We start from the raw sequence: 936 nt of genomic DNA on the forward strand, positions 1-936 counted from the left end.
TCTGGTTCATCGTAGCCGCAAGGAGCGAAGATGAAGCAGAAATCCGGACCGGGCAAAGCGCCGGCAGAACGAGTCGTGAAGGATATCCGGCGCCAAACGCGCCGGCACTACTCGGCCGAAGAGAAGATCCGTATCGTGCTGGAGGGGCTGCGCGGCGAGGAGAACATCTGCGAGCTATGCCGCCGCGAAGGCATCGCCGCCTCGATGTCTTACGGCTGGTCCAAGGAGTTCCTGGAGGCCGGCAAGCGCCGCCTAGCCGGCGACGCGGCACGGGCTGCGACCTCCGGCGAGGTCAAGGACCTTCGTCGGGAGGCCGCGGCGTTGAAGGAAGTGTTGGCCGACCTCACCCTGGAGAACCGCCTGCTCAAAAAAAGCATGAACGGGCCCTATCGGTGAATGCTTCGCATTCACCTGTCGGGTAAGAGATGGGGAGGACGAGGCATGAGGTCCCCCGCCTCCGAGAAGGCCGAGATTATCCGGTTGGTCGAGCAGTCGCACCTGCCGGCCGGGCGCACCTTGGACAAGCTCGGCATCCCACGAGCCACGTTCTATCGCTGGTACGATCGTTATCGCGAGGGCGGTGTTGAGGCACTGGCCGATCGTCGATCGAGGCCGGATCGGGTCTGGAACCGCATTCCCGACGACGTTCGCGGCCAGAGTGCTCGACGACTTCTCGCGCGACATTGTGGCCTGGCGATTGGGGCCGACGATGTGCGCCTCCGACCTCACGGCTACGCTCGACCAGGCGCTCGCGGCGTCCGGCCTCGACCACATCACCGTCGCGCAGCGCCCGAGCGACAACGGATCGAGTTACGTCGCGGATGATCTGGCCACGTGGCTCAAGGGCAAAGACATGCAACATGGGCGCGGCGCTCCGTATCATCCCCAGACCCAAGGCAAGATCCAGCGCTGGCATCAGACGCTGAAGAACCGCAT

At 64.3% G+C, this 936-nt stretch carries 1 pseudogene; it reads left to right on the top strand.

Going from position 1 to position 936, the window contains the following annotated elements:
• Window positions 1–30: 30 nt before the first annotated feature.
• Window positions 31–936: pseudogene (locus AC629_RS44180) on the top strand (helix-turn-helix domain-containing protein); the annotation flags it as partial.

The sequence above is a fragment of the Bradyrhizobium sp. NAS80.1 genome (genome assembly GCF_001908205.1).
Classification (GTDB): Bacteria; Pseudomonadota; Alphaproteobacteria; order Rhizobiales; family Xanthobacteraceae; genus Bradyrhizobium.